General features: G+C 34.5%; 40 protein-coding genes. 2 read left to right on the forward strand and 38 right to left on the reverse strand.

The window, feature by feature from the left end; translation table 11 throughout:
* Positions 1–119: 119 nt before the first annotated feature.
* Entirely contained in the window at positions 120–485 is a 366-nt protein-coding gene (locus GXM17_RS19545) for a CoA-binding protein (RefSeq protein ID WP_163401226.1), read from the reverse strand.
* 152 nt (positions 486–637) lie between these two features.
* On the opposite strand from GXM17_RS19545, the gene GXM17_RS19550 reads away from it, so the two are divergent.
* On the forward strand, positions 638–1267 hold the full coding sequence (locus GXM17_RS19550) for a MarC family NAAT transporter (RefSeq protein WP_163401227.1): 630 nt from the start codon (positions 638–640) through the stop codon (positions 1265–1267).
* An 83-nt stretch (positions 1268–1350) separates the two neighbouring features.
* Here the strand turns inward: GXM17_RS19550 and ctlX are convergent, their stop codons facing one another.
* The 37 genes from ctlX to rpsL all read right to left on the reverse strand — a co-directional run bounded on the left by ctlX (position 1351) and on the right by rpsL (position 24927).
* Positions 1351–2286: a citrulline utilization hydrolase CtlX gene (gene ctlX, locus GXM17_RS19555; protein WP_163401228.1), complete on the reverse strand. Its 936-nt coding sequence runs from the start codon at positions 2284–2286 to the stop codon at positions 1351–1353.
* Positions 2287–2361: 75 nt separating this feature from the next.
* Complete coding sequence (locus tag GXM17_RS19560) at positions 2362–3276, reverse strand: dimethylarginine dimethylaminohydrolase family protein (RefSeq protein WP_163401229.1); 915 nt, start codon at positions 3274–3276, stop codon at positions 2362–2364.
* Positions 3277–3340: 64 nt separating this feature from the next.
* Positions 3341–4618 (reverse strand): citrate synthase, encoded by a 1278-nt coding sequence (locus tag GXM17_RS19565; protein ID WP_163401230.1) that lies wholly within the window; start codon positions 4616–4618, stop codon positions 3341–3343.
* A gap of 155 nt (positions 4619–4773) precedes the next feature.
* Positions 4774–6066 carry a phosphopyruvate hydratase gene (eno, locus tag GXM17_RS19570; RefSeq protein ID WP_163401231.1) on the reverse strand — a complete coding sequence of 431 codons (1293 nt, stop codon included), beginning with the start codon at positions 6064–6066 and terminating at the stop codon, positions 4774–4776.
* Between the two features lie 111 nt (positions 6067–6177).
* A complete protein-coding gene (gene carA / locus GXM17_RS19575) occupies positions 6178–7287 on the reverse strand; it encodes a glutamine-hydrolyzing carbamoyl-phosphate synthase small subunit (RefSeq protein ID WP_163401232.1) in 1110 nt (369 codons plus the stop codon).
* Between the two features lie 233 nt (positions 7288–7520).
* On the reverse strand, positions 7521–8012 hold the full coding sequence (rplQ, locus tag GXM17_RS19580; protein ID WP_163401233.1) for a 50S ribosomal protein L17: 492 nt from the start codon (positions 8010–8012) through the stop codon (positions 7521–7523).
* Positions 8013–8048: 36 nt separating this feature from the next.
* A complete protein-coding gene (locus GXM17_RS19585) occupies positions 8049–9041 on the reverse strand; it encodes a DNA-directed RNA polymerase subunit alpha (RefSeq protein WP_026109818.1) in 993 nt (330 codons plus the stop codon).
* 21 nt (positions 9042–9062) lie between these two features.
* On the reverse strand, positions 9063–9668 hold the full coding sequence (gene rpsD, locus GXM17_RS19590; protein WP_007803679.1) for a 30S ribosomal protein S4: 606 nt from the start codon (positions 9666–9668) through the stop codon (positions 9063–9065).
* Between the two features lie 93 nt (positions 9669–9761).
* A complete protein-coding gene (gene rpsK, locus GXM17_RS19595) occupies positions 9762–10145 on the reverse strand; it encodes a 30S ribosomal protein S11 (protein WP_007803677.1) in 384 nt (127 codons plus the stop codon).
* A gap of 8 nt (positions 10146–10153) precedes the next feature.
* Complete coding sequence (gene rpsM / locus GXM17_RS19600; protein ID WP_012022478.1) at positions 10154–10528, reverse strand: 30S ribosomal protein S13; 375 nt, start codon at positions 10526–10528, stop codon at positions 10154–10156.
* Between the two features lie 2 nt (positions 10529–10530).
* Positions 10531–10647: a type B 50S ribosomal protein L36 gene (gene ykgO, locus GXM17_RS19605; protein ID WP_002987490.1), complete on the reverse strand. Its 117-nt coding sequence runs from the start codon at positions 10645–10647 to the stop codon at positions 10531–10533.
* 12 nt (positions 10648–10659) lie between these two features.
* Entirely contained in the window at positions 10660–10875 is a 216-nt protein-coding gene (gene infA, locus GXM17_RS19610) for a translation initiation factor IF-1 (protein ID WP_007136545.1), read from the reverse strand.
* Between the two features lie 7 nt (positions 10876–10882).
* Positions 10883–12229: a preprotein translocase subunit SecY gene (gene secY / locus GXM17_RS19615; protein ID WP_163401234.1), complete on the reverse strand. Its 1347-nt coding sequence runs from the start codon at positions 12227–12229 to the stop codon at positions 10883–10885.
* 12 nt (positions 12230–12241) lie between these two features.
* Complete coding sequence (gene rplO / locus GXM17_RS19620) at positions 12242–12694, reverse strand: 50S ribosomal protein L15 (protein ID WP_163401235.1); 453 nt, start codon at positions 12692–12694, stop codon at positions 12242–12244.
* Positions 12695–12705: 11 nt separating this feature from the next.
* On the reverse strand, positions 12706–12888 hold the full coding sequence (rpmD, locus tag GXM17_RS19625; RefSeq protein WP_017495010.1) for a 50S ribosomal protein L30: 183 nt from the start codon (positions 12886–12888) through the stop codon (positions 12706–12708).
* A 12-nt stretch (positions 12889–12900) separates the two neighbouring features.
* On the reverse strand, positions 12901–13425 hold the full coding sequence (rpsE, locus tag GXM17_RS19630) for a 30S ribosomal protein S5 (protein ID WP_085950926.1): 525 nt from the start codon (positions 13423–13425) through the stop codon (positions 12901–12903).
* Between the two features lie 3 nt (positions 13426–13428).
* Entirely contained in the window at positions 13429–13779 is a 351-nt protein-coding gene (gene rplR, locus GXM17_RS19635) for a 50S ribosomal protein L18 (protein ID WP_072960630.1), read from the reverse strand.
* Positions 13780–13790: 11 nt separating this feature from the next.
* Positions 13791–14333: a 50S ribosomal protein L6 gene (rplF, locus tag GXM17_RS19640; RefSeq protein ID WP_163401236.1), complete on the reverse strand. Its 543-nt coding sequence runs from the start codon at positions 14331–14333 to the stop codon at positions 13791–13793.
* A gap of 18 nt (positions 14334–14351) precedes the next feature.
* Complete coding sequence (gene rpsH / locus GXM17_RS19645; RefSeq protein WP_017495014.1) at positions 14352–14750, reverse strand: 30S ribosomal protein S8; 399 nt, start codon at positions 14748–14750, stop codon at positions 14352–14354.
* Between the two features lie 105 nt (positions 14751–14855).
* A complete protein-coding gene (gene rpsN, locus GXM17_RS19650; protein ID WP_031456037.1) occupies positions 14856–15125 on the reverse strand; it encodes a 30S ribosomal protein S14 in 270 nt (89 codons plus the stop codon).
* Between the two features lie 3 nt (positions 15126–15128).
* The gene (gene rplE / locus GXM17_RS19655) at positions 15129–15680 is read right to left on the reverse strand and encodes a 50S ribosomal protein L5 (protein WP_007803652.1); all 552 of its coding nucleotides are present in this window, start codon (positions 15678–15680) and stop codon (positions 15129–15131) included.
* A gap of 2 nt (positions 15681–15682) precedes the next feature.
* Entirely contained in the window at positions 15683–15997 is a 315-nt protein-coding gene (gene rplX / locus GXM17_RS19660) for a 50S ribosomal protein L24 (RefSeq protein WP_026727873.1), read from the reverse strand.
* Between the two features lie 11 nt (positions 15998–16008).
* Complete coding sequence (gene rplN, locus GXM17_RS19665) at positions 16009–16377, reverse strand: 50S ribosomal protein L14 (RefSeq protein ID WP_007803649.1); 369 nt, start codon at positions 16375–16377, stop codon at positions 16009–16011.
* A 2-nt stretch (positions 16378–16379) separates the two neighbouring features.
* The gene (gene rpsQ / locus GXM17_RS19670) at positions 16380–16640 is read right to left on the reverse strand and encodes a 30S ribosomal protein S17 (RefSeq protein WP_007803646.1); all 261 of its coding nucleotides are present in this window, start codon (positions 16638–16640) and stop codon (positions 16380–16382) included.
* Positions 16641–16657: 17 nt separating this feature from the next.
* Entirely contained in the window at positions 16658–16849 is a 192-nt protein-coding gene (rpmC, locus tag GXM17_RS19675; RefSeq protein ID WP_008464297.1) for a 50S ribosomal protein L29, read from the reverse strand.
* 12 nt (positions 16850–16861) lie between these two features.
* Positions 16862–17287 (reverse strand): 50S ribosomal protein L16, encoded by a 426-nt coding sequence (gene rplP, locus GXM17_RS19680; RefSeq protein WP_017495016.1) that lies wholly within the window; start codon positions 17285–17287, stop codon positions 16862–16864.
* A gap of 19 nt (positions 17288–17306) precedes the next feature.
* The gene (rpsC, locus tag GXM17_RS19685) at positions 17307–18068 is read right to left on the reverse strand and encodes a 30S ribosomal protein S3 (RefSeq protein ID WP_007803635.1); all 762 of its coding nucleotides are present in this window, start codon (positions 18066–18068) and stop codon (positions 17307–17309) included.
* A 5-nt stretch (positions 18069–18073) separates the two neighbouring features.
* The gene (rplV, locus tag GXM17_RS19690) at positions 18074–18487 is read right to left on the reverse strand and encodes a 50S ribosomal protein L22 (RefSeq protein ID WP_007803631.1); all 414 of its coding nucleotides are present in this window, start codon (positions 18485–18487) and stop codon (positions 18074–18076) included.
* Between the two features lie 5 nt (positions 18488–18492).
* The gene (rpsS, locus tag GXM17_RS19695) at positions 18493–18771 is read right to left on the reverse strand and encodes a 30S ribosomal protein S19 (protein ID WP_008464288.1); all 279 of its coding nucleotides are present in this window, start codon (positions 18769–18771) and stop codon (positions 18493–18495) included.
* A 6-nt stretch (positions 18772–18777) separates the two neighbouring features.
* Positions 18778–19602: a 50S ribosomal protein L2 gene (rplB, locus tag GXM17_RS19700; RefSeq protein WP_008464287.1), complete on the reverse strand. Its 825-nt coding sequence runs from the start codon at positions 19600–19602 to the stop codon at positions 18778–18780.
* Between the two features lie 9 nt (positions 19603–19611).
* Entirely contained in the window at positions 19612–19902 is a 291-nt protein-coding gene (gene rplW / locus GXM17_RS19705; protein WP_163401237.1) for a 50S ribosomal protein L23, read from the reverse strand.
* 7 nt (positions 19903–19909) lie between these two features.
* A complete protein-coding gene (gene rplD, locus GXM17_RS19710; protein WP_163401238.1) occupies positions 19910–20539 on the reverse strand; it encodes a 50S ribosomal protein L4 in 630 nt (209 codons plus the stop codon).
* The gene (gene rplC / locus GXM17_RS19715) at positions 20539–21156 is read right to left on the reverse strand and encodes a 50S ribosomal protein L3 (protein WP_144217592.1); all 618 of its coding nucleotides are present in this window, start codon (positions 21154–21156) and stop codon (positions 20539–20541) included. The genes rplD and rplC overlap by 1 nt, the downstream gene beginning before the upstream one ends.
* Positions 21157–21559: 403 nt before the next feature.
* The gene (gene rpsJ, locus GXM17_RS19720) at positions 21560–21865 is read right to left on the reverse strand and encodes a 30S ribosomal protein S10 (RefSeq protein WP_007803605.1); all 306 of its coding nucleotides are present in this window, start codon (positions 21863–21865) and stop codon (positions 21560–21562) included.
* Between the two features lie 10 nt (positions 21866–21875).
* On the reverse strand, positions 21876–24032 hold the full coding sequence (fusA, locus tag GXM17_RS19725) for an elongation factor G (RefSeq protein WP_163401239.1): 2157 nt from the start codon (positions 24030–24032) through the stop codon (positions 21876–21878).
* Between the two features lie 10 nt (positions 24033–24042).
* Positions 24043–24519 carry a 30S ribosomal protein S7 gene (gene rpsG, locus GXM17_RS19730; RefSeq protein WP_026727879.1) on the reverse strand — a complete coding sequence of 159 codons (477 nt, stop codon included), beginning with the start codon at positions 24517–24519 and terminating at the stop codon, positions 24043–24045.
* Between the two features lie 24 nt (positions 24520–24543).
* On the reverse strand, positions 24544–24927 hold the full coding sequence (rpsL, locus tag GXM17_RS19735) for a 30S ribosomal protein S12 (RefSeq protein WP_007136570.1): 384 nt from the start codon (positions 24925–24927) through the stop codon (positions 24544–24546).
* A gap of 182 nt (positions 24928–25109) precedes the next feature.
* Here rpsL and GXM17_RS19740 point away from each other — a divergent pair, with 182 nt between their 5' ends.
* A complete protein-coding gene (locus tag GXM17_RS19740; protein ID WP_163401240.1) occupies positions 25110–26813 on the forward strand; it encodes a BamA/TamA family outer membrane protein in 1704 nt (567 codons plus the stop codon).
* Positions 26814–26859 lie beyond the last annotated feature (46 nt).

Here is a 26859-nt window from a genome sequence, read left to right on the forward strand (position 1 = left end):
TACATTTTCATATTTTTAATCTATGTCAAAGATATGAGCCCTGATGGAAACGGCATCCTTTTGTGCCGGGGTTCGGCGCAAAAGATATAGTGTACAGCAGGAAATAGCTTCTAAAAAAATCAATATTGATTTGTTGCCAGTAAAACTAATGTACAGGCAACTTCAACTTTTATATTATTAAGCTCAAGTAATTGATACAGCTCAGGATTCTCAGTACCCGGGTTAAAAATTACACGTTTAGGCTGTGCCTCCACAATATAATTATAGTAATCACGCTGACGAACCGGATTTAAATATAAAGTGACTGTATCTATATTTGTAACAGGAATAGCCTTAGTGTGGATTTTCACTCCCGCTACTTCTCCTGCATTTTGACCTATTGCCAAAACAGTATGTCCCTTTTGGGTAAGCACATTTATAGCTCTAAAAGCATAGCGCTCCGGTTTTGTAGTAGCACCGAGAACCAAAGTTTTTTTGTTTTTCATTATTTCCGAATAAGTTACAAAAGTAATCAAAAAAGGCTGAATTTCCTGTTAGTTATTGATTTCAACACATAAAAGATAAAAACAATAATCCTAATCATTTTAGAGTAAACCTTTAAATTTAATTACTTTTACTTTATCAACCCAAACATATTATGGATTTATTTATTTATTTATTTGCTGCCCTTTTCTCAGTTTTGAATCCAATCGGTACTGTCCCAATCTTTGTAGGGCTTACTCATGATGACTCCGCTGCAGAACGTTCCCGTATTTCATTATGGACCGCTATCAATGTTTTTATTATTTTGATGGTCTCATTCTTTATTGGACAATATGTACTGACTTTTTTCGGAATCAGTATTGACGCACTTCGCATTGCAGGAGGCATAGTAATTTTGAACTCTGGTTTTTCATTGTTATCAGGAAAAATAAGCAAGAAAAGAGGGATCAACAAAAAGATTGAAAATGATGCACAAAAGAGAAACGACATTGCACTCACTCCGTTAGCAATACCAATGCTGGCTGGTCCAGGGTCTATTTCCCTATTAATTGCTTTTTATCAGGAACATCACGAAATGACAGAAATAATAATTACAAGCTTAGCTATTTTGGCTATAGCAATTACCATTTATATTATTTTAAAAAGCGCACATTATTTAGCGCGTATTTTAGGAGCTTCAGGAATTGTTGCTATTTCCAGAATAATTGGTTTTATTGTAATTGCCATAGGAATTCAATACATAGTCAGCTCTGTTATTAATATTATAAAAGGAAATTTGATGTAACCATTCAAATTTGTAAAACAAAAATCCAAATTCCAGGCTGAATCACAGAATGGAATTTGGATTTCTTATTGCAAATTTTAAAATTAGCTTCTTGGCAGGAAAACTTCGGCCATCATACATCTTGCGCTTCCTCCGCCACAGGCTTCAATTGTATCTAAACTTGAACTTAAAATTTCAGCATGACTTTCCAATTGTTTAATTTGCTTTTCGGTTAAACTCTGGTACGCTGATGCGCTCATAACGACATATTTTTTATCATTTGTCCCTCTAACTTCCAGCATATTCCCGGCAAAATTATTTACTTGATCTTCTGTAATTAAAATAATTTCTTTTTTATCAGCTCTCAGGCTTTCCAAAACCATTTTACGCTCTTTTTTATCATCAATACTATCAGCACAAATAACTGCAAAAGTTTCACCTATAGACATCATAACATTCGTATGATAAATTAATTTACGCTCACCGTTTACAGTTTGGAATGCTTCAAAAATTATCGGAGCATAATCGAAGTCCTCGCAGAATTCAATAAATAATTCTTCATCTGCACGAGGAGATAAGGCGCAATATGCTTTTTCATTAACTCTGTCTAAAAGCAAACTACCTGTCCCTTCAAGAAAAATACCGTCTTCTTCTGCAGAGGTATAATCCATGATATCATTAATCTCAAAACCTTTCTCTTCTAAAACATCTAAGATATCTTCACGACGCTCATGACGACGATTTTCAGCAAACATGGGATACAAGGCTACATCTCCATTTTCATGAAAAGAAACCCAGTTGTTTGGAAAAATACTGTCCGGAGTATCTGTTTCAGGCGTATCTTCAACAACAATAACATCAACACCTACAGCTTTCAGCTTTTCAACAAAAACGTCAAACTCCTGCTGTGCCTTAGCATTTACAGTACTTGGCAAAAGCCCGTCTAAAACTTTTTGATAATAATTATTTACAGAAGTCTGTTCATTCATCCTGAATGCAACCGGACGAATCATTACTATTGCATTAGTTGTTTGTTTCATAATTTTATATTTTTATTCAGATTTAAATTTTCAGGCTCACAACAAAAAAAGTCAACTTGAAAACTCAAACGGTGATTAATCTCTAATTAACGGTAAAGTCGAACATCTTAAAAGACCTTCCTGCTTAGAAATTTCTGCATAAGGGATTTCTTCCACGATAAAACTATTTGCCCGTAACCAATTGTTTAATCTTGTGAAATTCTTTTCTGAAACCACTACATTTTCATCAATAGAAAACACATTCGAAAACATATTATACATTTCGTTTCTTTCAATATGAAATAGATTTTCTTTACCAAAAAGCGCTACTAAATACATATAGTCAGCTTCTTCACGAAAACCTCTTTTATAGATAATTCCTTTGTTTTTTCCAACAGGCTGAAAACAACAATCCAGATGTAGTGCATTATCTCTGGCCTCTATTTTAGACTTAACCAAATCAAATTCCTTGACAACTTTATTAGGAAATAATTCTCTGATATAATCAACACCATGCATATTAGTTCTGGCTGTTATATAATCTTTGTAATCGCTTCCTTTGTAAGTACCAATAAAAATATGATCATTCCAAAGCATAACATCGCCGCCTTCTATATGAACTTCTTCAGGCGGACGCAGCACTTTTAAAGGATTAATTTCATCAATTACATATTGAATAGCATCAAGTTCACGCTCCCTGTCTGGTAAAATATTCGATTTTATAAAAACATCGTCAATTACAAAACCTATATCCCTGGCAAAAATCTGATTGTAATTTTCAATCATTTGAGGCCGATAAACCTTTACATTATATTTTTGAAAGACAGCATTAAAGGCTTCCATCTCCACAATCATATCTTTCTCAAGAGGGTATGTTCCTGCTTTTATATGTTCCAATGACTTTGGATCATAGGCCTCGTCTATTGTAGGAGTTGGCCCATTATGAACGGCAGAACCCAAAACCACAGCACGCAATCTTGAAGTTTCGTTCTTAATATTTAATTGCAACATAAATGTTATTTTTTGTTGCAAATATAAAAAAAAGCTCCACAGTTAAGTGAAGCTTTCAATATGATTATTTATTCGATTTAAATTCTCGCAATGGATGACCAGTATAAATTTGTCTTGGTCGCCCAATTGGCTCTTTGTTTTCGCGCATTTCTTTCCATTGCGCAATCCAGCCTGGCAACCTTCCAATTGCAAACATTACTGTAAACATATCAGTTGGAATCCCTAAAGCTCTGTAAATGATTCCAGAATAGAAATCAACGTTTGGATATAAGTTTCTTGATTTGAAGTATTCATCTTCAAGAGCTGCAGTTTCTAATTTTCTTGCAATGTCTAAAATTGGATCTTCAACGCCTAATGTCTCCAAAACTTCTTTAGCTGCTTTCTTGATAATTTTAGCTCTTGGATCAAAATTTTTATAAACTCTGTGTCCGAATCCCATTAAACGGAATGGATCATTTTTATCTTTTGCTTTTGCCAGGAATTTATCAGTATCTCCACCATCTTTGTTGATTTCTTCCAACATTTCAAGTACCGCCTGATTTGCTCCACCATGAAGAGGTCCCCAAAGTGCTGATACACCTGCAGAAATTGAAGCATATAAACCAGCATGTGATGAACCTACCATTCTTACTGTAGATGTTGAACAGTTTTGTTCGTGATCAGCATGAAGTATAAATAATTTATCCAAAGCATCAATAACAACAGGACTTGCTTTGTAAGGGCCTGTTGGCAGCTGGAACATTAATTGCATAAAGTTTTCTACATAACCTTTAGTATTATCGTAATAATTTAAAGGATAGCCCATTGATTTTCTATAAGTCCATGTAGCAATTACAAGAAATTTAGACATCATTTTGCAAATAGCCTCATACATTTCCTTGTCATTATCAACATTTACAGCTTTTGGATTAAACGCTGTCAAAGCACTTGTTAATGCAGACAAAACCCCCATTGGATGTGCCGTTTTTGGAAAACCGTCAATAATGTTTTTCATTTCTTCGTTTACCAAAGAATGTTTTTTAATATCATTTTCAAATTGCTCTAATTGCTGAGCAGTTGGCAATTCTCCAAAAATTAAAAGATAAGAGGTTTCTAAAAAATTAGCTTTCTCTGCTAATTCTTCAATTGAATATCCTCTGTAACGTAAAATACCAAGTTCTCCATCCAGGAAAGTAATTTCACTTTTGCAGGAACCTGAGTTTTTATAACCAGGATCAATAGTTATGATACCGGTTAAATCGCGTAATTTGTTAATATCGATAGCTGATTCATTTTCGCTTCCCGTGATTACCGGAAGTTCAATTTTCTTACCATCTACTTCTAATGTAGCTATTTTTGACATAATATATCGGAAATAATTCTTTAAAATAATAATTTATCAAATCTAAGGAATTTAAGACTAATTAAAAAAGGAATAATAGTATGAATTTGTTAAAACCCCAAAAAAAAACCACTCGTTTTTACGAATGGTTTGTTTCATCAATATAATCCTTACAATTATTTGATCTTAAAAGCGCTTAACCCAGGAAAATAAGCGGTATTTCCTAATTCTTCTTCGATTCTTAATAATTGATTGTATTTTGCCATACGATCTGAACGGGAAGCAGAACCTGTCTTAATTTGTCCACAGTTTAAAGCTACAGCCAAATCAGCAATAGTATTATCTTCTGTTTCTCCTGAACGGTGAGACATTACAGATGTATAACCCGCATTTTTAGCCATGTTTACAGCAGCAATTGTCTCAGTCAAAGTACCAATTTGGTTAACTTTTACTAAAATTGAATTAGCAATTCCTTTTTCAATCCCTGTAGAAAGTCGAGCAACGTTAGTAACAAATAAATCATCACCTACTAATTGTACTTTATCACCAATTTTTTCAGTTAATGCTTTCCATCCATCCCAGTCATCTTCATACATACCGTCTTCAATTGAAATAATTGGATATTTAGCAGCAAGTTCAGCTAAGTATTCAGCCTGCTCAGCAGAAGTTCGGATTTTTCCGGTTTCCCCTTCAAATTTAGTGTAATCGTATTTACCGTTTACATAAAACTCAGAAGCAGCACAGTCAAGAGCAATCATAATTTCGTCACCGAAAGAATATCCAGCTTTTTCAACTGCTAATTTGATAGTATCCAAAGCATCTTCAGTACCTCCTGCTAAGTTTGGAGCAAAACCTCCTTCGTCACCCACAGAAGTACTTAAACCTCTATCATGTAATACTTTTTTTAAGTTGTGAAAAATTTCAGTTCCCATTTGCATAGCATGGGTAAAAGAAGTCGCTTTTACCGGGAAAATCATAAACTCCTGGAAAGCGATTGGCGCATCAGAATGAGAGCCACCGTTGATGATGTTCATCATTGGAACTGGCAGTGTATTAGCAGAAACACCGCCTACATATCTGTATAATGGCAGACCAAGTTCGTTAGCAGCAGCTTTTGCAGCAGCCAAAGAAACACCTAAGATAGCATTAGCTCCTAATTTAGATTTGTTCGGAGTACCATCTAAATCAATCATTAATTGATCAATTGTATTTTGTTCAAAAACAGAAGTCCCAACCAATTCTTCAGCAATAATAGTATTTACATTATTCACTGCATTCAAAACACCTTTACCTAGATAAGCTTTACCTCCATCACGTAATTCAACAGCTTCGTGCTCTCCGGTTGAAGCTCCAGATGGAACAGCAGCTCTACCTAAAACTCCATTTTCAGTTACTACATCAACTTCAATAGTAGGATTTCCTCTAGAATCAAGAATTTGTCTTGCGTGAACTTTAATTATAATACTCATTATTTTTGTTTTTTATTAATAAATTATATTTTTTTTTCGAAATTATAAAAATATTTAATACTAAAAACGTATTTTAAACATTAAACACCTTTATTTATTAACTACATCGTTTTAGACTTTGCTTCTTTTGATATTCTCTAAGAACTGATCAAACAAATATGAAGAATCATGAGGGCCCGGACTTGCTTCCGGGTGATATTGCACAGAAAAACAATTCTTATTCTTCATCCTCATTCCGGCAACAGTATCATCATTAAGATGTATATGAGTAAGTTCCAATTCCGGATGCCCATTTAAAGCTTCTCTTTTTACAGCAAATCCGTGATTTTGAGAAGTTATCTCACCTTTCCCGGTCAGCAGATTCTTCACAGGATGATTAATACCTCTATGTCCTCCAAACATTTTATAAGTCTTTACACCATTTGCAAGAGCAATAATCTGGTGACCTAAACAAATACCGAATAAAGGTTTATCATCAGCAATTATTTTCTTGGCTACTTCTATTGCTCCAAAAAGCGGATCCGGATCTCCAGGACCATTGGATAAGAAATATCCATCTGGATTAAATGCCGTCAAGTCATCATAACTTGAATCATATGGAAAAACTTTGATGTAGCAATTTCTTTTAGCAAGATTTCTTAATATATTCTTTTTTATACCCAGATCTAATGCTGAAATTTTGTATGAAGCATTTTCATCACCAACAAAGTAAGGTTCTTTAGTTGAAACTTTAGAAGCCAGTTCCAAACCTTCCATATCAGGGACATTAGCCAATTCTCTCTTTAAATCTTCAATAGAAGTTCCGTCTGTACAAATAACCGCATTCATAGCGCCATTATCACGAATGTAACTTACCAAAGCACGAGTATCAACATCAGAAATGCAAATAAGATTTTGTTTAGCAAAATATTCCTCAAGACTTTCCGAAGCTCCTTCTCTGGAATAATTAAAACTAAAGTTTTTACAAACCAAACCTGCTATTTTAACGCTTTCAGATTCAACTTCTAAATCATTTACACCGTAATTACCGATATGTGGATTAGTTGTAACCATGATTTGCCCAAAATATGAAGGATCTGTAAAAATCTCCTGATATCCAGTCATTCCTGTATTAAAACAAACTTCACCAAAAGTCTTACCGCTAATTCCGATAGATTTACCATGAAAAATAGTTCCATCACTTAGTAATAAAATGGCGCTTTGTCGTGTTGTGTATTTCATTGTTTAATTTGTATTGTTATAAACGTATACTGAATTTAAAACTCAGGTTTAATTAGATATTTTGCAAATTTACTTTTTTAAAAGAGTGCTGACAAGATTTTTTAAAAATTTCATTCATAAAAATAAAACCGCACTGTTTAAAAAAGTTAAATTTTGTTATAAAAAAATCAAAAAAAAAGGATAAACTAAAAATTAGCTTATCCTTGATTTCTATAGAATCATTACTTTCATAATTATTCAGAAGCTTCAGTAGTCGTTTCTGATTCAGCAGCCGGAGCTTCCGGAGTTACCTCTTCCGCTTTTTTAGCTTTACCACCACGACGGCTTTTTGCTTTTTTAACTTCTTTTTTACCACCATTGTAAAGTTCATTGAAATCCACAAGTTCGATCATTGCCATATCAGCATTATCTCCTAAACGATTTCCAACTTTAATGATACGAGTGTATCCACCTGGACGGTCACCAACTTTAGCAGCCACATCTCTGAACAAGTCAGTTACAGCATATTTGCTACGTAGGTAAGCAAAAACAATACGACGATTATGAGTCGTATCTTCTTTTGATTTTGTGATTAAAGGCTCAACAAATTGTTTAAGCGCTTTAGCTTTAGCAACAGTAGTATTAATACGTTTGTGCTCAATAAGAGAACAAGCCATATTAGCTAACATAGCTTTTCTATGTCCAGTCTGTCTGCTTAAGTGATTGATTTTTTTTCCGTGTCTCATTGCTATTTTAAATTTAATCCCGCAAGCGGGATTGAATTATTCTTTATCTAATTTGTACTTAGCTAAATCCATTCCGAAAGTTAAATTCTTAACTGCAACTAGTTCATCAAGTTCAGTTAAAGATTTTTTACCAAAATTACGGAATTTCATTAGGTCATTTTTATTGAAAGATACTAAATCACCAAGTGTATCAACTTCAGCCGCTTTCAAGCAATTTAATGCTCTCACAGATAAATCCATATCAACAAGCTTAGTTTTAAGCAATTGTCTCATATGCAATGACTCTTCATCATACGATTCTGTTTGTGCAATTTCGTCAGCCTCAAGTGTAATTCTTTCGTCAGAAAACAACATGAAATGGTGAATTAAAACTTTAGCAGCTTCAGTAAGAGCATCTTTAGGATTTATAGAACCATCAGTTTTAATTTCAAAAACTAGTTTCTCATAATCTGTTTTTTGCTCAACACGGAAATTTTCGATTGCATATTTTACATTTTTTACCGGAGTAAAAATAGAATCTGTAAAAATTGTTCCAATTGCAGCATTCTGTTTTTTGTTCTCTTCAGCAGGAACGTATCCTCTACCTTTTTCAATTGTTAAATCGAAATTCAATTTGATTTTAGAATCTAAATTACAGATAACAAGGTCTGGATTCAAAACTTGAAAACCTGAAATAAATTTTTGAAAATCACCTGCTGTCAATTGATCTTTACCAGAAACAGAAATTGTAACTGCTTCATTATCAATATCTTCAATCTGACGTTTGAAACGTACTTGTTTTAGATTAAGGATAATCTCGGTAACATCTTCAACAACACCTGAAATAGTAGAAAACTCATGATCTACACCCTCGATACGAACAGATGTAATTGCATAACCTTCTAACGCTGAAAGCAAAACTCTTCTAAGTGCATTACCAACTGTCAATCCATACCCAGGCTCCAAAGGTCTAAACTCAAATTTACCTTCAAAATCGGTTGAATCGATCATGATAACTTTATCGGGCTTTTGAAAATTAAATATTGCCATAAATTTCGACTAAGTCAATTATTATTTGTTGTACAACTCTACGATTAATTGTTCTTTAATGTTTTCAGGAATTTGAAGTCTTGCAGGTACAGAAACAAAAGTTCCTTCTTTAAGATCATTATTCCAGGTAATCCATTCATAAACATGACTTGAATTTGATAAAGAACGTTCGATAGCTTCTAAAGATTTAGATTTTTCACGAACTGCTACTTTATCACCAGGCTTAAGGTGGTAAGACGGGATATTTACAACTTCTCCATTTACAGTAATGTGTCTGTGAGAAACTAATTGTCTTGCACCTCTACGAGACGGAGCAATTCCCATTCTAAAAACAACATTATCCAATCTTGCCTCACATAATTGTAAAAGAACCTCACCAGTAACACCTTTAGTAGCTGATGCTTTTTTAAATAAACCTCTGAATTGTTTTTCTAAAATTCCATAAGAATATTTAGCTTTTTGCTTTTCCATTAACTGAACAGCATATTCAGATTTTTTACCTCTTTTTTTTGCCATCCCGTGTTGTCCAGGAGGGTAATTTCTTTTTTCGAAAGATTTATCATCTCCGAAGATTGCTTCGCCAAATTTACGAGCAATTCTAGTTTTTGGACCAGTATATCTTGCCATTTCTAAAAAATTAAATTTAAGGTAGAGATTATGAATTCAGGTCATATCCTTCGATAATCGTCAATTCTACCTTGTTATACTTAAATAATATTATTAAACTCTTCGTCTTTTTGGAGGACGACATCCGTTGTGTGGCATTGGAGTAACATCAATAATTTCTGTAACTTCAATTCCACCGTTATGAATAGAACGAATAGCAGACTCACGTCCGTTTCCTGGTCCTTTTACATAAACTTTAACTTTTTTAAGTCCTGCCTCAAGAGCTACTTTGCTACAATCTTCTGCTGCCATTTGAGCTGCATACGGAGTATTCTTCTTAGAACCTCTGAATCCCATTTTACCAGCTGAAGACCAAGAAATAACTTCACCTTTCTTGTTTGTCAAAGAAATAATAATATTGTTGAAAGTGGCAGAAATATGAGCCTCACCCGTTGATTCAACGATAACTTTACGTTTTTTTGCAGTTGCTTTAGCCATATTACTTATTATTTAGTTGCTTTTTTCTTGTTAGCAACAGTTTTTCTTTTACCTTTTCTTGTTCTAGAGTTGTTTTTAGTTCTTTGTCCTCTTAATGGAAGACCAGATCTGTGACGGATACCTCTATAACAACCAATATCCATTAAACGTTTGATGTTCAAAGAAACTTCAGAACGTAATTCTCCTTCAATTTTGTAAAATGAAACTGCATCACGAATTGCTCCGATCTCGTCATCATTCCAATCTTGAACTTTTTTATCCTGGCTAACCTGAGCTTTCTCTAAAATCTCAATAGCTCTACTTTTTCCTAATCCGAAAATATAGGTAAGTGCAATAACACCTCTTTTGTTTTTTGGGATATCTACCCCTGCTATTCTTGCCATAATTATCCTTGTCTTTGTTTAAATCTAGGATTCTTTTTGTTTATTACGTACAGTCTCCCTTTTCTACGCACGATAATGCACTCGGCACTTCTCTTTTTTACTGATGCTCTAACTTTCATAGTAATTATCCTTTAATATCGATAAGTAATTCTTGCTTTTGACAAATCATAAGGACTCATTTCCAGTTTCACTTTATCACCAGGTAATAATTTGATGTAATGCATTCGCATTTTACCAGAAATATGAGCAATTACAATATGTCCATTTTCTAACTCTACACGGAACATCGCATTTGACAATGCTTCAATGATTGATCCGTCTTGTTCTATTGCTGATTGTTTTGCCATAAATATATTAAGCTACTGCTTTTCTATTTTTACCAGTCTTCATTAAACCATCATAATGTTTGTTTAACAAGTATGAATTGATTTGCTGTATAGTATCTATTGCAACACCAACCATAATTATTAAAGAGGTACCTCCAAAAAACATTGCCCAAGATTGTTGTACATCCATAACACTTACAACAATGGCTGGGAACACAGCAATTAGAGCAAGAAATAAAGATCCTGGGAAAGTTATTAAAGACATCACTTTATCAAGAAAGTCTGAAGTTTCAGCACCTGGCCTTACACCTGGAATAAAACCACCACTCCTTTTTAAATCATCAGCCATTTTGTTAGTTGGTACTGTGATTGCAGTATAGAAGAATGTGAATACAATAATTAAAGTTGCAAAAACAAAATTATACCAAAACCCAAACATATTACTAAATGTTCCAACAATAGATTGTGATGTATCTGATTTAGATAATCCGGCTACAGCAGCAGGAATAAACATAATTGCCTGAGCAAAAATGATTGGCATAACCCCGGAAGCATTAAGCTTTAGTGGAATCCACTGTCTGTTACCACCAGCCAAATCCTGCTCATAATCTCCAGTTGTTGTACGACGAGCATATTGAACCGGAATTCTGCGCACTGCCATTGTTAATAACACACAGGAAATGATAACCAACAACCAAACTATAATTTCAATAACCAATAACATTGGACCTCCATTGTTGTTAGTAACTCTGGTTGTAAATTCTTGTATAAAAGCCTGTGGTAAACGAGCTAATATACCAACCATAATTAATAATGAAATTCCATTACCAATCCCTTTATCAGTAATTTTTTCTCCAAGCCACATAGCAAAAATAGTACCAGTAACCAGGATAATAACAGAAGAAAACAAAAACTCAGGTGAGTTGAACCCTAACAAAAATGCATTGTTAGGTAGCGTTCTGTATAAATTATAGATATAAGTCGGACCTTGAACCAATGTAATAGCAATAGTTAACCAACGGGTAATTTGATTAATTTTTTTTCTACCGCTTTCGCCATCATTTTGAAGTTTTTGTAAATATGGAATCGCTATTCCCATTAACTGAACAACAATTGAAGCAGAAATGTAAGGCATAATTCCTAAAGCAAAAACTGAAGCTTTAGAAAAGGCACCTCCGGTAAACATGTCTAAGATAGATCCTAAACCATTTTTAGTTTGTCCCGCTAAACCAGTTAGTTGAGTTGCATCAATTCCCGGAAGCGTAACGTGTGCTCCAAAACGATATACTAAAAGTAATCCTAGTGTAATTAGGATCCTGTTTTTAAGTTCTTCGATTTTCCAAACATTACTTATTGATTCAATAAATTTCTTCATACAATAGAAAAATTATATTGTTACAGCCTCTCCTCCAGCAGCTTCGATAGCAGCTTTTGCAGTAGCAGTAAATTTGTGAGCAGTTACTTTTAATTTTGCTTTCAACTCTCCTCTACCTAAAATCTTAACGATTTCATTTTTGGTAGCCAGACGATTTGCAACGAAATCTGCCATAGAAACAGAATCAGTAATCAAACCATTGTCTACTAATAATTGAAGCGTATCTAAATTAACACCTTCGTATTCTTTACGATTGATGTTTGTGAAACCAAACTTAGGTACACGTCTTTGAAGTGGCATTTGCCCACCTTCAAAACCAATCTTTTTAGAATAACCAGAACGAGATTTTGCTCCTTTGTGACCTCTTGCAGCAGTGCCACCTTTTCCAGAACCTTCTCCTCTACCTAATCTTTTGTTTTGATTGTGCGTTGATCCTTCAGCTGGTTGTAAGTTACTTAAATTCATAACAGTATTTGTTATTTAGCTTCTTCAACAGAAACTAAGTGTTTAACTTTGTTTATCATCCCAAGGATAGCAGGATTTGAATCATGCTCTACAACTTGTCCCATTTTACGCAGACCCAAAGCTTCCAGACCTCTCTTTTGAGATAGAGGGCAGTTGATTTTGCTTCGAACTTGTTTTACTAATAATTTAGCCATAATTTCCTTGAATTAACCTTTAAAAACTTTTTCTAAAGAAACACCTCTCTGTTTTGCAACAGTATGAGCGCTTCTCATTTGCAATAAAGCATCAAAAGTTGCTTTAACTACGTTATGAGGGTTTGATGATCCCTGAGATTTAGATAATACATCATGTATCCCTACTGACTCAAGAACTGAACGAACAGCTCCACCAGCAATAACTCCTGTACCATGAGAGGCCGGAATTAAGAATACACGTGCACCACCAAATTTACCTTTTTGTTCGTGAGGAACAGATTGTCCATTCAAAGGAATTTTTACTAAATTTTTCTTAGCATCTTCTACTGCTTTCGCAATTGCTTCAGAAACATCTTTAGATTTTCCTAATCCATGACCTACTACTCCGTTTTCATCACCTACAACTACAATAGCAGAAAAACCAAAAGCTCTACCTCCTTTTGTAACCTTAGTAACACGATTAACACTAACTAGACGATCTTTAAGTTCAAGACCACTAGGTTTTACCAATTCTACATTTTTGTATTTAGACATAATATATTAGAATTTAAGTCCAGCGGCTCTTGCGCCTTCTGCTAATGATTTAATACGTCCGTGATATAAATATCCACCTCTGTCAAAAGTGATGGTATCAATCCCGGCTTTTAACGCTTTTTCAGCAACTAGTTTTCCAACAGCAGCAGCTACTTCAACGTTAGTACCTTTTCCTATTTCTTTTTCTCTTGAAGATGCAGCTAACAAAGTAACTCCATTTACATCATCAATAAGTTGAGCATAAATTTCTTTGTTACTTCTAAATACAGATAGCCTAGGATTAGTAGCAGTACCACTAATCGATTTTCTAATTCTGAATCTAATTCTCTGTCTTCTATCAGATTTTGTTAATGACATAATCTTATTTTTTAAGCTGATTTACCTGCTTTTCTTCTTAATACTTCACCCACAAATTTAACACCTTTACCTTTATATGGTTCAGGCTTACGGAAACCTCTGATTTTCGCAGCAACCTGTCCTAAAAGTTGTTTATCAAATGATGTTAATTTTACGATAGGGTTTTTTCCTTTTTCAGATATTGTTTCTACCACTACTTCAGGAGCAACTTCCAAAACAATATTGTGAGAATATCCAAGAGCTAAATCTAACTTCTGACCTTGGTTTGAAGCTCTGTAACCAACTCCAACTAATTCAAGTTCTTTTGTAAAACCTTCAGATACACCAACAATCATATTACTGATTAATGATCTGTACAATCCGTGTTTTGCTCTTTGGTCTTTATGATCAGACGATCTTTCTACTAAAGCTTGATCGCCTTCAACTGTTACAGTCACGTCCGAAAACTCCTGACTTAGTTGACCTTTTTTTCCTTTTACTGTAATTATACCGTCTTTAACTTCTACAGTTACACCAGCAGGGATTACAATTGGGCTTTTACCTATTCTTGACATCTTATATAGTCTTTAAAATTAGTATACGTAACAAATTACTTCACCACCTACATTTAATTGCTTAGCTTGTTTTCCTGTCATCAATCCTTTTGATGTAGAAACAATAGCAATTCCTAATCCGTTAAGGATTCTTGGTAATTTGGCAGCACCAGCGTATTTACGCAAACCTGGTTTACTAATTCTTTGGATATCTTTAATTACAGGCTCTTTGGTATCTTTATCGTACTTTAAAGCGATTTTGATTGAACCCTGAACAGAGTTGTCCTCAAACTTGTAACTTAAGATATAACCTTGATCAAATAAGATCTTAGTTATTTCTTTTTTTAGATTAGATGCCGGAATCTCAACAACTTTGTGGTTTGCAGCCACAGCGTTACGAACTCTAGTCAAATAATCTGCAATAGGATCTGTATACATATGTATTTGATTGCGATTATGGTTTTCGGGAGATACTCATCTCCCGAACCTTTAATCAATTAAAAATATTTTTCTGGTTTGCAAAAGTAATAACTTATTGCGAGATTACCAAGACGCTTTTTTAACACCAGGGATTAATCCATTATTAGCCATCTCACGGAAAGTTACACGCGAAATACCAAATTGACGAATATAACCTCTTGGTCGACCAGTTAATTTACAACGATTGTGTAAACGAACCGGTGAAGCGTTTTTAGGTAATTTTTGTAAGCCTTCATAATCACCAGCTTCTAATAAAGCTTTTCTTTTTTCAGCATACTTAGCTACCGTTTTCTCTCTTTTAACCTCACGGGCTTTCATTGATTCTTTAGCCATGTCTTAATTCTTTTTAAAAGGTAAACCTAATTCAGCCAATAATGACTTTGCCTCTTTGTCTGTTTTTGCAGTAGTAACAAACGTAATATCCATTCCTGAAATTTTATTTACTTTATCAATATCAATTTCAGGAAAAATGATTTGCTCTAAAACTCCAAGATTATAGTTACCTCTTCCATCAAAACCAGTAGCTTTAATACCACTAAAATCTCTAACACGCGGCAAAGCAGAAGTAACAAGTCTATCTAAAAACTCATACATTCTTTCGCCACGCAAAGTAACTTTTGCTCCAATAGGCATCCCTTTTCTCAATTTGAAAGACGCAACGTCTTTCTTTGAAATTGTAGATACTGCTTTTTGTCCAGTGATCTTAGTTAACTCATCAACTGCATAGTCGATAAGTTTTTTATCAGATACAGCTGCACCAACTCCACGGCTCAAAACGATTTTTTCAAGTTTTGGAACTTGCATAACGTTTGTATATCCGAACTCCTCTTTAAGAGCAGAGATTACTCTACTCTTATATTCTTCTTTTAGTCTAGGTGTATATGCCATTACTATAGTACTTGATTAGATTTTTTTGAAAATCTTACTTTCTTATCTCCTTCTACTCTAATACCAACCCTAGTTGTTTCCTTAGTTTTAGGATCAATTAAAGCAATGTTAGAAATTTGAATAGAAGCTTCTTTCTTAACGATACCACCTTGAGGGTTTTTAGCACTTGGTTTTGTATGTTTCGAAACCATGTTTACACCTTCAACTATCGCTTTATTTTTCTCACGGTAAACACGCAAAACTTTACCTTCAGCACCTTTATGGTCTCCAGCAATAACTCTTACGATATCTCCTGATTTAATTTTTAGCTTTATCATCTTAAAACGAATTAAAGCACTTCTGGTGCTAATGATACAATTTTCATGAATTGTTTTTCACGAAGTTCTCTTGCTACCGGACCAAAAACACGAGTTCCTCTCATTTCACCTGCAGCATTCAAAAGAACACATGCATTGTCATCGAAACGGATATAAGAACCATCAGCTCTTCTCACTTCTTTTTTGGTACGTACAACTACTGCAGTTGAAACAGCTCCTTTTTTAACATTCCCGTTAGGAGTTGCATCTTTAATAGATACTACAATCTTGTCACCAACAGAGGCATACCTTCTTTTGGTACCTCCTAAAACACGGATAGTTAAAACTTCTTTTGCTCCCGTGTTATCTGCTACTTTTAGTCTTGATTCCTGTTGTACCATAATTATTTAGCTCTTTCTAAGATTTCAACTAATCTCCAACATTTTGTTTTACTTAAAGGACGCGTTTCGCTAATTCTTACAGTATCTCCAATGTTACAGTCGTTTGTTTCGTCGTGTGCAACATATTTCTTAGTTTTCAACACGAACTTACCGTATAATGGGTGTTTCACTTTTCTTACTTCAGCAATAACAATAGACTTATCCATTTTATTTGAAGTAACAACACCTATTCTTTCTTTTCTTAAATTTCTTTTTTCTTCCATCTTTCAGCAGAATACAATTATTGTAACTCTCTTTTAGTTAACTCTGTAGCCAATCTTGCAACTGTTCTTCTAACACTTCTAATTTGAAGTGGGTTAGCAATTGGAGAAATAGCATGAGCCATTTTTAGGTCAGCATATACTTTCTTAGTTTGACTAAGCTTTTCTTGCAACTCCGCTGCAGAAAGATCTTTTATTTCTGATTGTTTCATAATAAATATAAATTATGCTTCGAAATCTCTAGCAACGACGAATTTAGTTTTAACCGGAAGTTTCTGAGCTGCAAGACGCAAAGCCTCTTTTGCAACTGACAATGGAACTCCTCCAACTTCAAACATAATTCTTCCTGGTTTAACAACAGCAGCCCAATACTCAACTGCTCCTTTACCTTTACCCATACGTACTTCAAGAGGCTTCTTAGTGATAGGCTTATCCGGAAATATTTTAATCCATAATTGTCCTTCTCTCTTCATGTAACGAGTTGCAGCGATACGTGCAGCTTCAATTTGACGAGAAGTTAAGAACATTCCATCTTCATGTACAGATTTAATACCAAACATTCCATTAGAAAGTTCATGCCCTCTCTGAGAGTTACCTTTCATCTTACCTTTTTGTACCTTACGGTATTTTGTTCTTTTAGGCTGTAACATTTTTCTTTAGTTTAAAAATTTACTTTCTTTTACGAGCGTCTGGTTTACCACCTTTGTTAAAAGGTTTTCTGTCTCCTCTTGGAGAATCTCCACCTTTACCACCACCAGTTCCAGATTGTTTTTTATCCATTCCTGCAAGTGGAGAAAGATCTCTCTTTCCGTAAACCTCACCTTTCATGATCCATACTTTGATACCCATTCTACCGTAAGTAGTGTGAGCTTCAGCCAAAGCATAATCAATGTCAGCTCTGAAAGTTGATAGAGGAATTCTACCTTCTTTGAAACCTTCTGAACGCGCCATCTCAGCACCATTCAAACGACCAGAAATCAAAACTTTGATACCTTCAGCGTTCATACGCATAGAAGCAGCAATAGCCATTTTGATTGCACGTCTGTAAGAGATACGGCTTTCGATTTGACGAGCGATGCTTGTCGCCACAAGATAAGCATCTAATTCAGGTCTTTTAATTTCAAAGATGTTGATTTGAACCTCTTTGTCAGTAACTTTCTTAAGTTCCTCTTTTAACTTGTCTACCTCTTGTCCACCTTTACCGATAATGATACCAGGTCTAGCAGTAGTGATAGTAACGGTTACAAGCTTTAAAGTTCTCTCGATGATTACTTTAGATACACTAGCTTTTGATAAACGAGCGTGGATATACTTTCTGATTTTGTGATCTTCAGCTAATTTATCGCCGTAATCATTTCCACCATACCAGTTTGAGTCCCATCCTCTGATGATACCAAGTCTATTTCCAATTGGATTTGTCTTTTGTCCCATGCTGCTTAAGAATTGCTTTGTGTGTTATTGATAGCTCCAAGCACGATTGTTACGTGATTAGAACGTTTTCTTATTCTGTGTGCACGACCTTGTGGAGCCGGACGAAGTCTTTTTAACATCATTCCACCATCTACTCTGATCTCTTTAACAAATAATCCAGCTTCTTCTAAATTACCTTCACTATTTTTTTGCTCCCAGTTGTTGATTGCAGATAATAATAGTTTTTCTAATTTTCTTGAAGCTTCTTTAGAACTGAATCTTAAAATGTTAAGTGCTCTTTCTACCTTCTGACCTCTTACCAAGTCCGCTACTAAGCGCATTTTTCTAGGTGAAGTAGGGCAGTTATTCAATTTTGCGAAAGCGATAGACTTATTAGCCTCTTTTCTCGCATCTGCTGTTTCTCTTTTACGAACTCCCATTGCTTCTATTTTTTACCTTTATTTTTTGCTCCAGCATGACCTCTAAAAGATCTAGTTGGCGAAAATTCTCCTAATTTGTGACCTACCATGTTTTCTGTTACGTAAACCGGTACAAATTGACGACCGTTATGAACTGCGATAGTTTGTCCAACGAAATCCGGAGTAATCATTGAAGCTCTAGACCAAGTCTTAACAACTGCATTTTTACCACTCTCTACGTTTTCCTGAACTTTCTTATCTAATTTATAATGAACAAAAGGTCCTTTTTTTAATGAACGTGCCATATCTTATTATTTCTTTCTACGTTCTACGATATACTTGTTACTCGGGTTTTTCTTAGAACGAGTTCTGTAACCTTTAGCTGGCAATCCGTTTCTTGAACGTGGGTGCCCTCCAGAAGAACGTCCTTCACCACCTCCCATAGGGTGATCAACTGGGTTCATCGCTACTGGTCTAGTTCTAGGTCTTCTTCCTAACCATCTTGTCCTACCTGCTTTACCAGATACAACCAATTGGTGGTCAGAGTTAGAAACAGCTCCAATTGTAGCCGAACAAGTTAACAAGATTAATCTTGTCTCACCAGATGGCATTTTAATTGTAGCATATTTCCCGTCTCTTGCCATTAACTGAGCAAAAGTTCCAGCAGAACGAGCAATAACCGCTCCTTGCCCCGGACGTAACTCAATACAAGATATAACAGTTCCAAGAGGAATTCTGCTTAAAGGCAATGTATTACCGATTTCCGGCTGAGATTCTGGCCCAGAAACTAATTTCTGACCAACTTTCAATCCGTTTTGAGCGATAATATAAGTTTTCTCTCCATCAGCATAAGCTAATAAAGCAATAAATGCAGTACGATTTGGATCGTATTCGATTGATTTCACTGTAGCTGGAATTCCATCTTTAGTTCTTTTGAAATCAATAATACGATATCTCTGCTTGTGACCACCACCCGTATAACGCATGGTCATCTTTCCTTGACTATTTCTACCTCCAGAGTTTTTTATCGGCGCTATCAAAGAGCGTTCCGGCTTATCAGTTGTAATAGCGTCATAACCATTCACAACTCTAAATCGCTGACCCGGGGTAATAGGTTTTAATTTTCTTACTGACATTTTTCTATCTTAGATATTGTTGTAAAAATCAATTGTTTCTCCTTCTTGTACTTGAACAATCGCTTTTTTAATTGCATTTGTCTTTCCACTGATTAAACCACTTTTAGTGTATTTAGTAGATCTGTCCGGTCTCACATTCATTGTGTTAACAGAAACGATAGTTACTCCATAAGCAGCTTCAACAGCTTTCTTAATTTGAACTTTGTTTGCTTTCTTGTCAACAACGAATCCGAAGCGGTTAAGAACTTCACTTTCTTTGGTTACTTTTTCCGTTACTATAGGTCTAACTATGATACTCATTGTCCTATTATTTACTTAAATTTTCTTCAATTAACTCTAAAGAACCCTCCAAAAGCACCAAATTATTAGCATTTAATATTGCGTAAGTACTTAATTCTGAGCTAGTTACAACACTAGAAGCCTTTAAATTGCGTGACGACAAATATACATTTTTATTTGACTCTCCCAACACGAATAAAGATTTTTTATTCTCTAACCCTAAAGCTTTCAAAACGTTAATGAAATTTTTAGTGTTTGGCGCTTCAAAGTTAAAGTCTTCCACAACTACAATATTCGATTCTTTTGCTTTGATAGAGAAAGCTGATTTTCTAGCCAATCTCTTTAAACCTTTATTCAATTTGAATGAATAACTTCTTGGTCTTGGTCCGAAAACTGTTCCTCCACCTTTAAACAAAGGATTCTTAACACTTCCTGCACGTGCAGTACCAGTTCCTTTTTGCTTTTTAATCTTACGCGTACTACCAGTTACTTCAGCTCTTTCTTTAGCTTTGTGAGTACCTTGTCTTTGATTAGCAAGATATTGCTTAACATCAAGATATACAGCGTGATTGTTTGGTTCAATTGCGAATACTGAATCAGAAAGTTGAACTTTTCTACCAGTATCTTTTCCGTTGAAATCTAATACTTTTACTTCCATTACTTCTGAATGATTACATAAGAGTTTTTGTGCCCAGGAATACATCCTTTAACAACAAGCAGATTCTTTTCAGCAACCACTTTTAAAACTCTAAGGTTTTGAACTTTTACATTTTCTCCTCCCATTCTTCCAGCCATACGCATTCCTTTGAATACTCTAGATGGATAAGAAGAAGCTCCTACAGAACCTGGCGCTCTTAAACGGTTGTGCTGACCATGTGTAGCTTGTCCAACCCCACCAAAACCGTGACGTTTAACAACACCTTGAAAGCCTTTTCCTTTAGACACACCTTGTACATCTACAAATTCTCCTTCTTCAAAAATAGTAACATCAATAAGATCTCCTAATTTTTGTTCAGTTGCAAAATCCTGGAATTCAACGACTTTTTTCTTAGCAACAGTTCCAGCTTTTTTAAAGTGACCTAAAGCCGCTTTAGTAGAATGTTTCTCGTTTTTGTCATCGAAACCAAGTTGCAACGCTTCATACCCGTCAACCTCGTTGGTTCTGACTTGGGTAACAACGCAAGGACCAGCTTCGATTACTGTACAAGGAATGTTTTTCCCGTTTTCATCAAAAATACTAGTCATGCCGATTTTCTTACCAATTAACCCAGACATAAATATTAATTATTAATTACTAAAATTCCCTTCAATTTGAAAATAACAGAAATTTCCAAACAGGGAGTGCAAAAGTAGTTATTAAAATTGAATATACCAAACAGTTGCGAAAATTAAATCGCTCATTATCAAAATCCAAGCATCAAAACACTACTAAAGCAAACCTGATTCGCTTTAAAATTTGAACTCGATTTTTCTCTCTAAAAGCGTTCTACATTTAACATTTCGTTAATCAAACCAAAACAAAAACAACTCGCACATCCCTAAAACAAAGGGACTTACATTATTTTTTTTATATTTAAAAAAGTTGAAAAATTAAATTTTCTAAATTAAATAGAGGCTTTAAAAACAAAAAAAGCGAAACAAAAAATGTTTCGCTTTTTTATGAAAAAATATAAAAAAATTATACTTTGATTTCTACTTCAACTCCACTTGGCAATTCAAGTTTCATTAAAGCATCAATAGTTTTAGATGAAGATGAATAAATATCAATCAATCTCTTGTATGACATTACTTCAAATTGCTCTCTCGCTTTTTTATTAACGTGCGGAGAACGCAATACAGTGAAAAGTTTTTTGTGAGTTGGCAACGGAATTGGACCTGTTACAACTGCTCCAGTAGTTTTTACTGTTTTTACGATCTTTTCAGCAGATTTATCTACCAACATGTGATCGTAAGATTTTAGTTTTATTCTGATTTTTTGACTCATTTTCTTAAAATTAAGCGTTACCTTTTGCTTTTTTGATTACCTCTTCTGAAATATTAGAAGGTGTTTCTGCATAGTGAGAAAACTCCATTGTAGAAGTTGCTCTACCAGAAGACAATGTTCTTAATGTAGTCACATAACCAAACATCTCTGATAAAGGCACATCCGCTTTAATAGTTTTAGCACCATTTCTGTCACCCATATCATTAACCTGACCTCTACGACGGTTCAAATCACCAACGATATCACCCATGTTTTCTTCTGGAGTAATAACTTCGATTTTCATGATTGGCTCAAGAATAACAGCTCCGGCAGCACGTCCTGACTCTTTATAACCCATTCTAGCAGCTAATTCAAAAGAAAGAGCATCAGAATCCACAGGGTGGAAAGATCCGTCTAATAAAGTAACTTTTAAACTATCAACAGCATATCCAGCTAACGGACCTGTTTTCATAGCTTCACGGAAACCTTTTTCAACAGCAGGAATATATTCTTTAGGAACGTTACCACCTTTTACTTCATTCACAAACTGCAATCCTACAGGAACTTTACCATCAACTTCATCAGCAGGCTCGATTCTAAATACGATATCACCGAATTTACCACGACCTCCAGATTGTTTTTTGTAAGTTTCTCTATGCTGAGCAGATTTAGTAAACGCCTCTTTGTACTCAACTTGTGGTTCACCTTGATTCACCTCTACTTTAAACTCACGTTTCATACGATCAACTAAAATATCTAAGTGAAGCTCACCCATACCAGAAATAATAGTTTGACCTGAAGCCTCATCAGTTCTTACAGTAAATGTCGGATCCTCTTCTGCTAATTTAGCCAAAGCCATACCCATTTTATCAACGTCAGCTTTAGTTTTAGGCTCAATAGCGATACCAATAACCGGCTCAGGGAATTTCATAGATTCCAAAATAATTGGACTCTTCTCATCACACAAAGTATCTCCGGTTTTAATATCTTTAAATCCTACAGCAGCTCCAATATCTCCAGCCTCAATAAATTCGATTGGATTTTGTTTGTTAGCGTGCATTTGGTAAATACGAGAGATTCTCTCTTTGTTGCCAGAACGAGTATTTAAAACATAAGAACCCGCATCTAAACGTCCAGAGTAAGCACGGAAGAAAGCTAAACGACCTACGAATGGGTCAGTAGCGATTTTAAATGCTAAAGCAGCGAATGGCTCTTTTACATCTGGTTTACGTAAAATTTTCTTTTGATCTTCTTCTAATAATTCGGCATCATCAGGGTGAATTCCTTCAATACCCTCTTTATCTAATGGAGATGGCAAATACTTACAAACAGCATCTAACATAAATTGAACTCCTTTGTTTTTGAAAGAAGATCCGGCAAGCATAGGAATGATTGCCATATCAATAGTAGCCGCTCTTAACGCATTGTTGATTTCATCCTCTGTAATAGAGTTTTCATCTTCCATGTATTTATCTAAAAGATTTTCATCATAAGTCGCAATCTCTTCGATAAGAATAGAACGGTAATGCTTAACATCATCAACCATATCTGCTGGGATATCAACGATATCAAAAGTAGCCCCTTGTGTTTCATCATGCCATACAATAGCCTGATTTTTCACTAAGTCAACAATACCTTTAAAATCTGCTTCATCACCAATAGGCAAAGTAATTGCAACCGCATTCGATTTCAACATATCTTTAACCTGTCCGCATACAGCTAAAAAGTTAGCACCCTGACGGTCCATTTTGTTTACGAATCCCATACGAGGAACTCTATATTGATCCGCAAGTCTCCAGTTAGTTTCTGATTGAGGCTCAACACCATCAACAGCACTAAATAAGAAAACCAAACCATCAAGTACACGTAAAGAACGGTTTACCTCTACAGTAAAGTCAACGTGCCCAGGAGTATCAATAATATTAAAGTGATAAGGCAATGATTCCGGAAGAACCTTACCTTGCTCAGTTGGAAAATTCCAAGTACAAGTTGTAGCAGCAGAAGTAATTGTAATACCTCTTTCCTGCTCTTGCGCCATCCAGTCCATTGTTGCAGCACCATCGTGTACCTCACCAATTTTGTGTGACTTTCCAGTATAAAAAAGAATACGCTCAGTTGTTGTTGTTTTACCAGCATCAATGTGAGCAGCAATCCCGATATTTCTTGTATATTTTAAATCTCTAGCCATTTCTTACGAATTAAAATCTAAAGTGAGAGAATGCTTTATTAGCTTCTGCCATTTTGTGAGTATCCATTCTTTTCTTAACCGCAGCACCTTCTTCTTTAGCAGCAGCTAAACACTCTGAAGCTAAACGTTGTGCCATAGATTTTTCATTTCTTCTTCTTGAATAAAGTATCAGCCACTTCATTGCCATAGAAATTTTTCTGTCTGGACGAATCTGCATTGGAATTTGGAATGTAGCTCCACCAACTCTACGGCTACGTACTTCTACGTGAGGCATAACGTTTGTTAAAGCATCTTTCCAGATCTCTAATGAAGTTTTCTCATCATTTTGCTTTTTAGTTTCAATGATATCAATTGCATCATAAAATACTTTAAAAGCTGTAGATTTCTTACCATCCCACATTAAGTTGTTTACAAAACGTGTTACTAATTGGTCGTTAAACCTTGGATCCGGTAAAAGTGGTCTTTTCTTTGCCGCTCTTTTTCTCATGTCTTTTTCTTAAAAGTTTTTAAATTACTTTTTTGCTTCCTTTGGGCGTTTAGCACCGTACTTAGATCTTCTTTGCGTTCTTCCTGCAACACCTGACGTATCAAGCGCTCCACGAACGATGTGATATCTAACACCCGGTAAATCTTTTACCCTTCCGCCTCGCACTAATACTATCGAGTGCTCTTGTAGATTGTGTCCTTCACCCGGGATGTAAGCATTCACCTCATTACCATTTGTCAAACGTACACGCGCAACTTTACGCATTGCAGAGTTTGGTTTTTTTGGTGTAGTAGTGTAAACACGCGTACAAACCCCTCTTCTTTGAGGACAAGAATCTAAAGCAACCGATTTACTCTTCTTAGTGATCTGAGTTCTTCCTGTTCTTACTAATTGTTGAATTGTTGGCATAATTAATACTAAAAATTATTATGTTTATTAAATTCCCGCTTTTTACGGGGTTGCAAATGTATAAAATAAATTCCAGTATACAAACGTTAAATCATTAATTTTCAACAACATTATTTATCCTTATGTTTTCTCAAACAAACGATAGATATTTGCAATACTTTTAAAAAAACCAAACATTGCAATTGAAACAGCTATTTCTAATACTACTATTATATACTGTAAGCTATTCTGCTTTCGGTCAAGTTTTTAATTTAAAAATTGAAGGAACAACCAAAACCGAAACTACAATTATAGACTCTTTAAACTATATTCAAAATCACCTAAACCTTAAATCCGTAACAACAGAAGCAATTAGTACCATAGAAAAACTTAATAAAAAAGGCTATTTAGACATCAAAACCATTGAAAACAACAAACTAAACGACTCAACTTATATCTACAAATTATCCCTTGGAAACAAGATAAAATACACCTATATATATATAGGTAGAAATAGTTCTTTTTTAAATCAGTCAGAAACAAAAAATGACACTGTAATAATTCCTTACGAAAAGACAGAAAATTATATAAATGAAAAAATTGCTCAGGCAGAAAAACATGGATTTCCTTTAAGTAAAATAAAATTAGAAAACATACGAAGAAAGAATTCGATAATTTATGCGGACTTAAATTTTAATTCCGAAAAAAAAAGGAGTCTTAATTCCATTATAATAAATTATACAAATGACAATCGTAAGGATTATTTTCCCAAAGGACATTTAAAACAACTTAATAAAAAATACATCGATAATACCTTCAACCAAAAGACTGTGAAAGAACTTTATGAACATATAAACAATTTTGGTTTCGTAAATCAGACAAAATATCCTGAAATATTATTCACAAATGATTCGACAAAAATTTACATCTACGTAGAAAAAAGGAAAGCAAATACTTTTGATGGTTATGTCGGTTTCTCAAATAACGAAGACAAAAAATTAAATTTAAACGGATATCTGGACATAACCCTTCAAAACACACTTAAAGCCGGAGAACAATTTTCCCTATACTGGAAAAGCGACGGAAATCAACAAAAAACTTTTAATACGAAAATAGAATTACCATACATCTTCAAATCTGCACTTGGAGTTAAAGCCCAATTAAATATCTTTAAGCAGGACAGCACTTTTCAAAATACAAAAACCGCAATCGACTTTGGGTATTATATTAACTATAATTCAAAGTTATATTTAGGATATCAATCAACAGAATCCAGCGATATTCAAAACACAAATAGCACCACCATCAGTGATTTTAAAAACTCTTTTATAACCGCAACATATAATTATACGAAGACAGATTTTATCAATTATTTACAACCGCAAAAGGCTAACTTTAATCTCATATTTGGTTTTGGCCAAAGAAACACGAACAATCAGCCTAAAAGCGTCACTTCCAGTAATCAATTTTATACAACCCTAAATCTCTATTATAATTTCGAAGTAAATAATAAGAATTTTATTAACGTAAATTCGCAAAATTTTTATCTCAACAGTAAAAATTACATAACCAATGAATTATTTCGTTTTGGAGGCATAAATTCAATAAGAGGATTTTTAGAGAACAGCTTACAAGCAAATTTATTTTCTTCTATTCTTACAGAATACAGATATGTCGTTTCTAAAAATTTATACATAAATTCAATCCTTGATTATGGAATTTACCAAGACTTAACCAGAAATGAAAAAAGCACAAAAATTGACAAATTAACAGGAATCGGAATAGGCGCCACCATTCTGACCAAAAATGGCATACTCAGGATTAATCTCACAAATAATCTCTCGAATGACCAAACTTTAAAATTATATAACAGTATAGTAAACATATGTTATAATGTTAAATTTTAATGTTATTCGAAAAAACATTAGGATAGTTAACAAATTATTAAGAGTT

The organism is Flavobacterium fluviatile, assembly GCF_010645065.1.
GTDB lineage: Bacteria > Bacteroidota > Bacteroidia > Flavobacteriales > Flavobacteriaceae > Flavobacterium > Flavobacterium fluviatile.

What these genes read in the sequence shown, in the direction of transcription:
- GXM17_RS19545 (WP_163401226.1), bottom strand. Translation starts at nt 485, where the DNA reads ATGAAAAACAAAAAAACTTTGGTTCTCGGTGCTACTACAAAACCGGAG.
- GXM17_RS19550 (WP_163401227.1), top strand. Translation starts at nt 638, where the DNA reads ATGGATTTATTTATTTATTTATTTGCTGCCCTTTTCTCAGTTTTGAAT.
- ctlX (WP_163401228.1), bottom strand. Translation starts at nt 2,286, where the DNA reads ATGAAACAAACAACTAATGCAATAGTAATGATTCGTCCGGTTGCATTC.
- GXM17_RS19560 (WP_163401229.1), bottom strand. Translation starts at nt 3,276, where the DNA reads ATGTTGCAATTAAATATTAAGAACGAAACTTCAAGATTGCGTGCTGTG.
- GXM17_RS19565 (WP_163401230.1), bottom strand. Translation starts at nt 4,618, where the DNA reads ATGTCAAAAATAGCTACATTAGAAGTAGATGGTAAGAAAATTGAACTT.
- eno (WP_163401231.1), bottom strand. Translation starts at nt 6,066, where the DNA reads ATGAGTATTATAATTAAAGTTCACGCAAGACAAATTCTTGATTCTAGA.
- carA (WP_163401232.1), bottom strand. Translation starts at nt 7,287, where the DNA reads ATGAAATACACAACACGACAAAGCGCCATTTTATTACTAAGTGATGGA.
- rplQ (WP_163401233.1), bottom strand. Translation starts at nt 8,012, where the DNA reads ATGAGACACGGAAAAAAAATCAATCACTTAAGCAGACAGACTGGACAT.
- GXM17_RS19585 (WP_026109818.1), bottom strand. Translation starts at nt 9,041, where the DNA reads ATGGCAATATTTAATTTTCAAAAGCCCGATAAAGTTATCATGATCGAT.
- rpsD (WP_007803679.1), bottom strand. Translation starts at nt 9,668, where the DNA reads ATGGCAAGATATACTGGTCCAAAAACTAGAATTGCTCGTAAATTTGGC.
- rpsK (WP_007803677.1), bottom strand. Translation starts at nt 10,145, where the DNA reads ATGGCTAAAGCAACTGCAAAAAAACGTAAAGTTATCGTTGAATCAACG.
- rpsM (WP_012022478.1), bottom strand. Translation starts at nt 10,528, where the DNA reads ATGGCAAGAATAGCAGGGGTAGATATCCCAAAAAACAAAAGAGGTGTT.
- ykgO (WP_002987490.1), bottom strand. Translation starts at nt 10,647, where the DNA reads ATGAAAGTTAGAGCATCAGTAAAAAAGAGAAGTGCCGAGTGCATTATC.
- infA (WP_007136545.1), bottom strand. Translation starts at nt 10,875, where the DNA reads ATGGCAAAACAATCAGCAATAGAACAAGACGGATCAATCATTGAAGCA.
- secY (WP_163401234.1), bottom strand. Translation starts at nt 12,229, where the DNA reads ATGAAGAAATTTATTGAATCAATAAGTAATGTTTGGAAAATCGAAGAA.
- rplO (WP_163401235.1), bottom strand. Translation starts at nt 12,694, where the DNA reads ATGAATTTAAGTAACTTACAACCAGCTGAAGGATCAACGCACAATCAA.
- rpmD (WP_017495010.1), bottom strand. Translation starts at nt 12,888, where the DNA reads ATGGCTAAATTATTAGTAAAACAAGTTCGAAGCAAAATCAACTGCCCT.
- rplR (WP_072960630.1), bottom strand. Translation starts at nt 13,779, where the DNA reads ATGTCATTAACAAAATCTGATAGAAGACAGAGAATTAGATTCAGAATT.
- rplF (WP_163401236.1), bottom strand. Translation starts at nt 14,333, where the DNA reads ATGTCAAGAATAGGTAAAAGCCCAATTGTAATCCCTGCTGGTGTAACT.
- rpsH (WP_017495014.1), bottom strand. Translation starts at nt 14,750, where the DNA reads ATGTATACAGATCCTATTGCAGATTATTTGACTAGAGTTCGTAACGCT.
- rpsN (WP_031456037.1), bottom strand. Translation starts at nt 15,125, where the DNA reads ATGGCTAAAGAATCAATGAAAGCCCGTGAGGTTAAAAGAGAGAAAACG.
- rplE (WP_007803652.1), bottom strand. Translation starts at nt 15,680, where the DNA reads ATGGCATATACACCTAGACTAAAAGAAGAATATAAGAGTAGAGTAATC.
- rplX (WP_026727873.1), bottom strand. Translation starts at nt 15,997, where the DNA reads ATGATAAAGCTAAAAATTAAATCAGGAGATATCGTAAGAGTTATTGCT.
- rplN (WP_007803649.1), bottom strand. Translation starts at nt 16,377, where the DNA reads ATGGTACAACAGGAATCAAGACTAAAAGTAGCAGATAACACGGGAGCA.
- rpsQ (WP_007803646.1), bottom strand. Translation starts at nt 16,640, where the DNA reads ATGGAAGAAAAAAGAAATTTAAGAAAAGAAAGAATAGGTGTTGTTACT.
- rpmC (WP_008464297.1), bottom strand. Translation starts at nt 16,849, where the DNA reads ATGAAACAATCAGAAATAAAAGATCTTTCTGCAGCGGAGTTGCAAGAA.
- rplP (WP_017495016.1), bottom strand. Translation starts at nt 17,287, where the DNA reads ATGTTACAGCCTAAAAGAACAAAATACCGTAAGGTACAAAAAGGTAAG.
- rpsC (WP_007803635.1), bottom strand. Translation starts at nt 18,068, where the DNA reads ATGGGACAAAAGACAAATCCAATTGGAAATAGACTTGGTATCATCAGA.
- rplV (WP_007803631.1), bottom strand. Translation starts at nt 18,487, where the DNA reads ATGGGAGTTCGTAAAAGAGAAACAGCAGATGCGAGAAAAGAGGCTAAT.
- rpsS (WP_008464288.1), bottom strand. Translation starts at nt 18,771, where the DNA reads ATGGCACGTTCATTAAAAAAAGGACCTTTTGTTCATTATAAATTAGAT.
- rplB (WP_008464287.1), bottom strand. Translation starts at nt 19,602, where the DNA reads ATGTCAGTAAGAAAATTAAAACCTATTACCCCGGGTCAGCGATTTAGA.
- rplW (WP_163401237.1), bottom strand. Translation starts at nt 19,902, where the DNA reads ATGAGTATCATAGTTAGACCTATAGTAACGGAAAAAGTAACCAAAGAA.
- rplD (WP_163401238.1), bottom strand. Translation starts at nt 20,539, where the DNA reads ATGGAAGTAAAAGTATTAGATTTCAACGGAAAAGATACTGGTAGAAAA.
- rplC (WP_144217592.1), bottom strand. Translation starts at nt 21,156, where the DNA reads ATGTCTGGGTTAATTGGTAAGAAAATCGGCATGACTAGTATTTTTGAT.
- rpsJ (WP_007803605.1), bottom strand. Translation starts at nt 21,865, where the DNA reads ATGAGTCAAAAAATCAGAATAAAACTAAAATCTTACGATCACATGTTG.
- fusA (WP_163401239.1), bottom strand. Translation starts at nt 24,032, where the DNA reads ATGGCTAGAGATTTAAAATATACAAGAAATATCGGGATTGCTGCTCAC.
- rpsG (WP_026727879.1), bottom strand. Translation starts at nt 24,519, where the DNA reads ATGAGAAAAAGAGCGGCAAAGAAAAGACCACTTTTACCGGATCCAAGG.
- rpsL (WP_007136570.1), bottom strand. Translation starts at nt 24,927, where the DNA reads ATGCCAACAATTCAACAATTAGTAAGAACAGGAAGAACTCAGATCACT.